Raw genomic sequence first — 8181 nt, forward strand, 5'->3', positions numbered from 1 at the left:
GCGCACGGCCTCGGGCGCGGTCGCGCGGTGCGGCGCGGCGCCGGGCAGCAGGCGGGGCCGGCCGAGCGCGACGGCCGCGGCGAGCACGAGGAACGCGGCGGGCCCGGCGAGCATGGGCAGCAGGTCTCCGGGGTCGGGCCCGCCGCCGCCCGTGGCCACCGGGGACGTCAGGTCGATGGTGGCGCCGGCCATGGCGATGTAGTGCATGGCCGTTGTGGCGAGGCCCAGGCAGCCGGCGGCGGCGAGGGCGCCGGGGACGCGTCGGTACCTGGATGTCGTGTACAGGGCCGCGACGGACGCGGCGACGCCGACCGCGACGGCGCCGACCACCGTGGGGGTGCTGTACTCGACCATGCCGTCGAGCTCCATGCCGGCCATGCCGAGGTAGTGGGTGCTCGCGATGCCGAGTCCGGTCAGGGTGCCGCCGGAGACGAGGCCCATCCTGCTCGCGCCGCGCTGCCCGACCACGAACAGGCCCGCGCCGATCATCAGCAGCCCCACCACGAGGCTCGCGAACATGGTCACCGTGTCGTAGCCGACGGAGGTGCCGTCCACGGCGAACCCGGTCATCGCGACGGTGTGCGAGGTCCAGACGCCGCATCCGAGCGTGAGCGTGCCGAGGACCAGCGCGGCGGGCCGCCGCCTGCCCCGTCCGCGCAGGGCGGGCGCGACGCAGCGCAGGCCGAGCGCCCCGCCCAGACTCGCCGCGAGGAAGGCGGCGACGGGGGTGACGAGCCCGTAGCTGAATCCGTTGACTGTGCCCTGCATGGCGTGGCGCCCCTCAGCCCCTCGGTGTCGTGCGTACGCCTGTACTGACGTGCCGGTACGGGGGCGAGATTAGGACGGCACGCCCGGTTAGCAAAGTCCGTTGCGGGTGGCGGCTTCCGGGGCGGTCTGCATGAATCGTGAAGAATCGGCGGAACGGGCGGTTGTCCGGGAGAACCTTCCGGTGCGGTCCGTGCCGCGGCGGCCCGCCTGTCGCGTGCGGGTCGCGCGCCGCGGCGCGGCGCCGCCCGCCGCGGTGCTGGTCCGCGGCCTCTCGGCGGCGTGTCGACGGGTACCTGAGGCCCGGGATCGTGCCGCGTTCATCCTGTTGTCGCACCCACAGGACCGACCTAGTGTGAGATCAAGCACACAACCGTGATGTCTGATCCGCCGGGACGCGCGGATCCGAAGGGACGGCGAGCGGGCATGGCTGGAGGAAACAAGGCGGTCGCGTACATCGAGCCGGGTGTGGTGGAGGTCAGGACCACCGACTATCCGACGCTCGAACTGAAGGACGGGCCCGGCGTGGCCCCGGCGAACGTCGGCCGGGAGTGCCGCCACGGCGTCATCGTCAAAGTCCTCGCCACCAACATCTGCGGCAGTGACCAGCACATGGTGCGCGGCAGGACGACGGCTCCGGCGGGCCTGGTACTCGGCCACGAGATCACGGGCGAGGTGGTGGAGAAGGGGCCCGACGTCGAGTTCCTCGACGTGGGCGACGTCGTCTCCGTGCCGTTCAACATCGCCTGCGGGCGGTGCCGCAACTGCAAGGAGCGGCAGACGGGCATCTGCGAGAACGTCAACCCGGGGCGGCCGGGCGCCGCCTACGGATATGTCGACATGGGCGGCTGGGTCGGCGGCCAGGCGAAGTACGTGATGGTGCCGTACGCCGACTTCAACCTGCTGCGTTTCCCGGACCGGGACGCGGCGCTGGAGAAGCTGCTCGACCTCACCATGCTGTCGGACATCTTCCCCACGGGGTTCCACGGCGCGGTGACCGCGGGCACGGAGGTCGGCTCGACGGTGTACGTCGCGGGCGCGGGCCCGGTGGGTCTCGCGGCGGCGGCCGCGGCACAGCTGCTCGGGGCGGCCGTCGTGATCGTCGGCGACCTGAACGCGGAGCGGCTCGCCCAGGCGCGCAGCTTCGGCTGCGAGACGGTCGACCTGACGAAGGGCACGCTGGAGGACCAGATCGCGGAGATCCTCGGGGTGCCCGAGGTGGACGCGGCGGTCGACGCCGTCGGCTTCGAGGCGCGCGGCCACGGCAAGGACGCGGGCGAGGCCCCGGCCACGGTGCTGAACTCGCTGATGAGCACGGTGCGCGCGGGCGGTGCGCTCGGCATCCCTGGCCTGTACGTCACGGACGACCCCGGCGGCGTGGACGCGGACGCCAGGAGCGGCACGCTGAAGGTGCGCCTCGGCCTCGGCTGGGCCAAGAGCCACCGCTTCACGACGGGCCAGTGCCCGGTCATGAAGTACCACCGCCAACTGGCCATGGCGATCCTGCACGACAAGGTGCACATCGCGAAGGCCGTGAACGCGACGGTGATCTCGCTGGACGACGCGCCGCGCGGGTACGAGGAGTTCGACAAGGGCGCGAGCCGCAAGTACGTGCTCAACCCCAACGGCGCACTGGACCACGTCAAGGCCGCGTGACGCGGAGCGGCGGCCCCGGAGGGCACGCGTCAGGCGCGCGGGGCGCGGACCGCGCGCGTCAGGTGCGCGGTCCCGTCCACGCCGGGTGGCCGGGGCGGTCCGCGCGTACGACCACGTCGGCCGAGGCCAGCGGGTCGCTCTCGGCGGCGTAGCGCTCGAACGCGGGCAGCGTCCAGTGCTCAGCTGCCGGGGTGAGCCTGCGCAGGGCGCCGGGCGACAGGTCCAGGTGGACCGTCAGGTCGAACGGGAACCAGTGCCCGAGCAGCAGCGGGCCGTGCAGCAGCAGGACCCCGCCGGGCGGCAGCTCGACGGGGTCGCTGCGCGTGGCGCGGTCGGTCGCCGGGTCCCACAGGTCGGGCAGCACGCGCCCCGAGCCGCCGGGGTCCAGCGGCCCGAACACCTCGCGCCACAGCGCGCCCGTGTCGAACCAGCGTCCGAAGTACGCGTCGGGGTCCTCGCGCCCGTACTCGTAGCGCAGCGAGGCGGGGCGCAGGAAGCCTTGCGTGGAGACGACGAGCGAGGGGCGGCCGCGCAGCCGCAGCGCCTCGGCCAGCGCCTCGGCGGCGCGCCCTGTGCCGGCCGCGGGCGCGCCGTCGAACGCGACGCGCAGCCGCGAGCCGCCGTCGTGCGGGCCGCTGTCCAGCAGCCGGTCGGCGAGGGCGTCGGTCAGGCGTTCCCAGGTGATCGCTTCGAGTCGCACACGGCCATCCTCTCGCGCCGCGCCGTGCAGACCACGGCGCCGCCGGGCGCCCCGCTCAGCGGCCGCTCAGCACCTTCGCGAGCGGCGACTCGCCGTGGACGGCGACGCGCCCCTCGCGCACGGCGTCCGTGAGGGGCAGGCCGCCGTCGGCGAGCGCGCGGCAGGCCGCGGTGGAGAGCGTGAGGCGGGCGTCGGGCTCGGCGCCCGCCGGGCCGTCGCCGTAGGCGGCTGACGCCGGCGCGCGGTGGTCGGGGCCGAGGCTCAGGTGGAACCTGCCGGTGTCGAGGACGACTTCGACGGTCCCCGCCTCGCCGCCCGCGCACTCGCCGAGCACCCGCAGCAGCGGGAGGGCGAACCAGTGCGCCCGCACGGCGTCCGTCGGCCGCGGCTCGCCGAGGTCGGCGGCGCCCCACTCGGCGAGCGCGCCGAGCACCGGCAGCAGCCCGGCGCCGCGCGCGGTGAGTTCGTAGACGACCGCGGCGGCGGGCGGCGGCAGCTTCCTGCGCGTGACGAGGTCGTCGCGCTCCATGTCCCGCAGGCGCGAGGCCAGTACGTCCGTGCTGACACCCGGCAGGTCCGCGTGCAGGTCGGTGTAGCGGCGGGGTCCCGCGAGCAGTTCCCGCACGATCAGCAGGGCCCAGCGGTCCCCCACGCGGTCGAGGGCGCGGGCCGCGGCACAGTACTGGTCGTAACTTCGGCGACGTGGCATGGCTCGCAGTCTAGACATGTTGTTGGACTTTCCAAGGACAAGCTTGGTAAAACCAAGTACCGCAATCGGTCGGGGAGGCCACGGCATGGAGTTCCAGCAGTCGAGCAAGCTTCGCAACGTCCTCTACGAGATCCGCGGGCCGGTCATCGCGCACGCCGACGCGCTGGAGGAGGCCGGCCACAGCGTCCTGCGCCTGAACACCGGCAACCCGGCCGCCTTCGGCTTCGAGGCGCCGGAGGAGATCGTGCAGGACATGATCCGGATGCTGCCGCAGGCCCACGGCTACACCGACTCGCGCGGCGTCCTCTCGGCGCGCCGCGCGGTCGCCCAGCGCTACCAGGCACTCGGCCTTGAGGTCGGCGTGGACGACGTGTTCCTCGGCAACGGCGTGTCCGAGCTCGTCTCGATGGCCGTGCAGGCGCTGCTCGACGACGACGACGAAGTCCTCATCCCCGCGCCCGACTTCCCGCTGTGGACGGCGGTCACCACGCTCGCGGGCGGCAAGGCCGTCCACTACATGTGCGACGAATCGGCCGAGTGGAACCCGGACCTCGCCGACATGGAGTCGAAGATCACCGACCGCACGAAGGCCGTCGTGATCATCAACCCCAACAACCCGACGGGCGCCGTCTATCCGCGCGAGATCGTGGAAGGCATCCTGGACCTCGCCAGGCGCCACCAGCTGATGGTGTTCGCCGACGAGATCTACGACCAGATCGTCTACGACGACGCGGTCCACCACTCGGCGGCCGCGCTCGCCCCCGACCTCGTGGTGCTCACCTTCAGCGGCCTGTCGAAGACGTACCGGGTGGCCGGATTCCGCTCGGGCTGGCTCGTCGTCACGGGGCCGAGGCAGCACGCGCGGGGCTACCTCGAAGGCCTCACCGTCCTCGCGTCGATGCGGCTGTGCCCCAACGCGCCCGCGCAGTACGCCATCCAGGCGGCGCTCGGCGGCCGCCAGTCCATCCGCGAGCTGACCGCCCCAGGCGGCAGGCTGCACGAGCAGCGCGACCGCGCCTGGGAGAGGCTGAACGAGATCCCGGGCGTCTCCTGCGTCAAGCCGAAGGGGGCGCTGTACGCGTTCCCCCGCATCGACCCGAAGGTCCACCCGCTCGTGGACGACGAGAAGTTCGTGCTCGACCTGCTGCTGCGGGAGAAGATCCAGGTCGTGCAGGGCACGGGCTTCAACTGGCCGCGTCCCGACCACTTCCGGATCCTGACCCTGCCGTACGCGGACGACCTCGACGCGGCGATCAGCCGGATCGGCAGGTTCCTCGGCGGATACCGCCAGTAGACGCGACCGCGAAGAGGCTCCTCCGACTCCACGCGCAAAACCCCTTGCCCAATGGTCAAGAAACGTTGACCATTGGGGCCATGACTGACGACGACATCCCGGAGACCTTCCACGTCTCCACCGACGAGCAGCTGCGCGCCGTCTCCAATCTCACGCGCCACCGGATCATGGCCGTGCTCCGCTTCGAGCCCGCGACGATCACGCAGATCGCCGAACGCGTGGGCCTCGCCAAGGGCAGTTCCAGCTACCACGTGCGCCTGCTCGAACGGGCCGGCCTGGTGAAGGTGGTGCGGACGCGGAAGGTCCGCGGGGTCACCGAGCGGTACTACGCCATGGCCGCGCGGGCGATCGTGCTGCCCGATCCGGGCGAAGGCGGTCCTGATGTACTGATGCGGCACGCGATCGCGGACCTGGAGGCGGCGCCCGCGGACGGCGAGCGGCACGTGCGGATGGCGCACCTGCGTCTCACCGGAGAGCAGTTCGCGGAGCTGGGGGCGCGGCTGCGGGCGCTGGCGGACGAGTACCTGGAGCTGTCCGATCCGTCACTGCCGGACGCGTCGCTCGCCTTCGCACTGTTCCACCCGGGACCGAGCACGCAGGCCGGAGAGGGTGGCAAGTGACCAAAGACCTGCGGAAGTTGCCGGCCGGGTTCGGGCGGCTGTGGGCGGCGCAGACGGTGTCCTCGCTCGGTGACGGGGTGACGCACGCCGCGCTGCCGCTGCTCGCCCTGGCGCTGACGCGCGATCCCATGGCACTCGCCGTCGTCACGGCCGCGGGAACGCTGCCGTGGCTGCTCTTCGGTGTGTTCGGCGGTGCGCTGGTCGATCGCTGGGACCGTCGGCGCACGATGTGGGTCACGGACGCGGCGCGGGCGGCGCTGCTCGCGACACCGGCGGCAGCGGCCGCGCTCGGCGTGCTGAGCATTCCGCTGCTGGCGGCCGTCGCCTTCCTGCTCGGCCTCGGAGGACTCTTCTTCGACACGGCCGCGACGGCCTATCTGCCGGATCTGCTCGGCCGCGACCCCGCGCTCCTCGAGCGCGCCAACTCCCGCCTGCGCGGCGCCCAGACCGCCGCGTCCGGCTTCGCGGGACCGCCCCTGGGCAGTGCCCTGCTCGCGCTCGGGCGGGCGTTTCCGCTGCTCGCCGACGCGGTGTCGTTCGCGCTCTCCGCGCTGCTCGTGCGGTCGCTGCCTGCCGCGCCCCGGCCGGTGCCGCACGCCCGTGAGTCGCTGCTGCGGCAGGCGCGGGCCGGCGCCTCGTACGTGTTCCACGACCGGTTGCTGCTCGGGCTCGCGCTGCGCCCGGCAGTCGGGAACATCGCCTTCCTCGCCGTGGACACCGTGCTCGCCCTCTTCGCGCACGAGCGTCTCGGCATCGGCGCCTTCGGCTTCGGCCTGCTCCTGACGGCGGAGGCCGCCGGCGGCCTGCTCGGCGCGGCCATCGCCTCCTTCCTCGGCCGGCGACTGGGCATCGGCACCGCGCTGACCTGCACGGCCACGATCGAAGGACTCGCCGTCCTGGGCCTTGCCACCGCCCCGAACCCGTACGCCGCCGGCCTCGCGCTGGCCGTCTGCGGAGCGGGCATGGGCGCCACGATGGTGCTCGGCCCCTCCCTGCGGCAGGCGATCGTCCCCGCCCACCTGATGGGCCGGGTCGCCTCCACCTCCCGCATGCTCGCCATGTGCGCCGCGCCGTTCGGCGCCTTCCTCGGCGGCTGGCTGGCCACCACCTACGGCGTGCGCACCCCGCTCTGCGCCGCCGCCGGTCTCCTGCTCACCATGACCGCCGTCACGTCGGCCATGACCGGCAACCGCCGGGTCGAGGCGGCGCTGCGTGCGGCCGCGCCCGCCGACAACCCGGTCCGCCCGGAAGCGCCGGGTCCTGTGCGGGAGGGTGCCGCCGAGAACTCCACGAGGCCGTTGAGCCAACTCTGAGCACGGCCCGACCCCCCGGGGCGGGCGGCGTCAGGAGCGGCCGTCGAGACGCATCCGGCCGACGGAACCCGCCTGGATGACAGGGCCCTGGTACGTGCCGCCGTTGATGGTGTTGTGCACGTCACCGCTGCGCACCGCCGGCTGCCCGGCGGTCAACCGGCTCACGAGCAGCGCCAGTTCCTCCTGCCCGGCCGCGTCGTCGCGGACAGCGCGGCGGAAGCGGCCGCGCCACGCGGTTTCGAGCTCGCCCGCCGCCTCCTCGTCGCCGGCCTCCCTGGCAGCCGTCAACTCGGCTCGTGACGTGTCGAGTTCGGCGCCGACCGCGTCCTCGGACGCGCCGCTCCTGCGCGCCAGGAACGCCGCGAACCGGTCGCGCACCGCGCTCCAGCCGTCGAGCGCCATCTGCTGGACGACCGCTGCCGCCGCCATCGTCACCACATCGTCCACCGGTTGCCCCCTCGGTTCGCCGCGATCGTGCCCGGTGCGTAACGGTCCGTGGCCGCAGCGTACCCGTCACCGGCCCAGCAGGGCGATGACGGCGCCCACCGGGTCGGTGTCCGGTATACCGCGCGGCCACCAGTCCTCCCTGTCGCGGTCCGACTCGTAGCCGTACCAGAGGCCGTCGCGGCCCAGCCGCAGTTGCAGGGCGGGGCCCGTGAGGCGGTTGCGCCAGGGCCGCAGCGCGGGCAGGTCGGCCGCGGCCAGGGCGGGCGGCGCCCGGTCGAAGGGGCCCGCGGGCGGGTCCCACGCGTGCTCCAGGACGTCGAGACCGGCGAGGCCGCCCTGCCGCCAGGCGGCGACGGCGCGCGCGAGGTCGGTGGGGGTGCGGTCCGTGGCGGCTGCGAGGTCGCGGTAGAGCGCGCGGGTCGACGCCGTGAGCCCTGAGCCGGGGTGGGCGGCGGCGAGGCGGACCGCGTCCTGCCAGGGCGTCAGGTCGGCGACGGGGTCGGCGCCGAGGACGAGCAGGGCGTGCGCGCGGGCCGCGGCTTCCGTGGCGAGGAGGTCGAGGGCGAACGGGTCGGGCGCGCCGGGCGCCTCGGGGTAGTCCGGTGGGCGCCCGGGCCGATCGGGCACGGGCAGGGGCGGCAGGCCTCGTCGTGGTCGACGCCGTAGGCGACCTGCTT

The 8181-nt window shown here is 73.8% G+C and carries 8 protein-coding genes and 1 pseudogene; 4 read left to right on the forward strand and 5 right to left on the reverse strand.

Annotation, left to right across the window (positions count from 1 at the left end; genetic code table 11):
• On the reverse strand, window positions 1-768 hold a 768-nt coding region (locus JFN87_RS30475; RefSeq protein WP_209345334.1), incomplete at its 3' end, for an MHYT domain-containing protein.
• Window positions 769-1191: 423 nt separating this feature from the next.
• On the opposite strand from JFN87_RS30475, the gene fdhA reads away from it, so the two are divergent.
• Window positions 1192-2421: a formaldehyde dehydrogenase, glutathione-independent gene (gene fdhA / locus JFN87_RS30480; protein ID WP_209345336.1), complete on the forward strand. Its 1230-nt coding sequence runs from the start codon at window positions 1192-1194 to the stop codon at window positions 2419-2421.
• A gap of 58 nt (window positions 2422-2479) precedes the next feature.
• On the opposite strand, the gene JFN87_RS30485 is transcribed toward fdhA, so the two are convergent.
• Window positions 2480-3121: a nucleoside/nucleotide kinase family protein gene (locus tag JFN87_RS30485; protein ID WP_209345337.1), complete on the reverse strand. Its 642-nt coding sequence runs from the start codon at window positions 3119-3121 to the stop codon at window positions 2480-2482.
• 55 nt (window positions 3122-3176) lie between these two features.
• Window positions 3177-3830: a winged helix-turn-helix transcriptional regulator gene (locus JFN87_RS30490; RefSeq protein WP_209345339.1), complete on the reverse strand. Its 654-nt coding sequence runs from the start codon at window positions 3828-3830 to the stop codon at window positions 3177-3179.
• 85 nt (window positions 3831-3915) lie between these two features.
• Between JFN87_RS30490 and JFN87_RS30495 the strand changes: the two genes are divergently transcribed.
• The 3 genes from JFN87_RS30495 to JFN87_RS30505 all read left to right on the forward strand — a co-directional run bounded on the left by JFN87_RS30495 (window position 3916) and on the right by JFN87_RS30505 (window position 7057).
• Window positions 3916-5124, forward strand: a complete 1209-nt coding sequence (locus JFN87_RS30495) for a pyridoxal phosphate-dependent aminotransferase (RefSeq protein ID WP_209345340.1) — start codon at window positions 3916-3918, stop codon at window positions 5122-5124.
• 80 nt (window positions 5125-5204) lie between these two features.
• Entirely contained in the window at window positions 5205-5744 is a 540-nt protein-coding gene (locus JFN87_RS30500) for an ArsR/SmtB family transcription factor (protein WP_209345342.1), read from the forward strand.
• A complete protein-coding gene (locus JFN87_RS30505) occupies window positions 5741-7057 on the forward strand; it encodes an MFS transporter (RefSeq protein ID WP_209345344.1) in 1317 nt (438 codons plus the stop codon). The genes JFN87_RS30500 and JFN87_RS30505 overlap by 4 nt, the downstream gene beginning before the upstream one ends.
• Before the next feature lie 30 nt (window positions 7058-7087).
• On the opposite strand, the gene JFN87_RS30510 is transcribed toward JFN87_RS30505, so the two are convergent.
• Together JFN87_RS30510 and JFN87_RS30515 are read right to left on the reverse strand one after the other, a co-directional pair.
• Window positions 7088-7504, reverse strand: a complete 417-nt coding sequence (locus tag JFN87_RS30510; RefSeq protein WP_209345346.1) for a hypothetical protein — start codon at window positions 7502-7504, stop codon at window positions 7088-7090.
• A 66-nt stretch (window positions 7505-7570) separates the two neighbouring features.
• Window positions 7571-8181, reverse strand: a pseudogene (locus JFN87_RS30515) (SWIM zinc finger family protein); the annotation flags it as partial.

The organism is Streptomyces montanisoli (assembly GCF_017813245.1).
Lineage (GTDB): Bacteria > Actinomycetota > Actinomycetes > Streptomycetales > Streptomycetaceae > Streptomyces > Streptomyces montanisoli.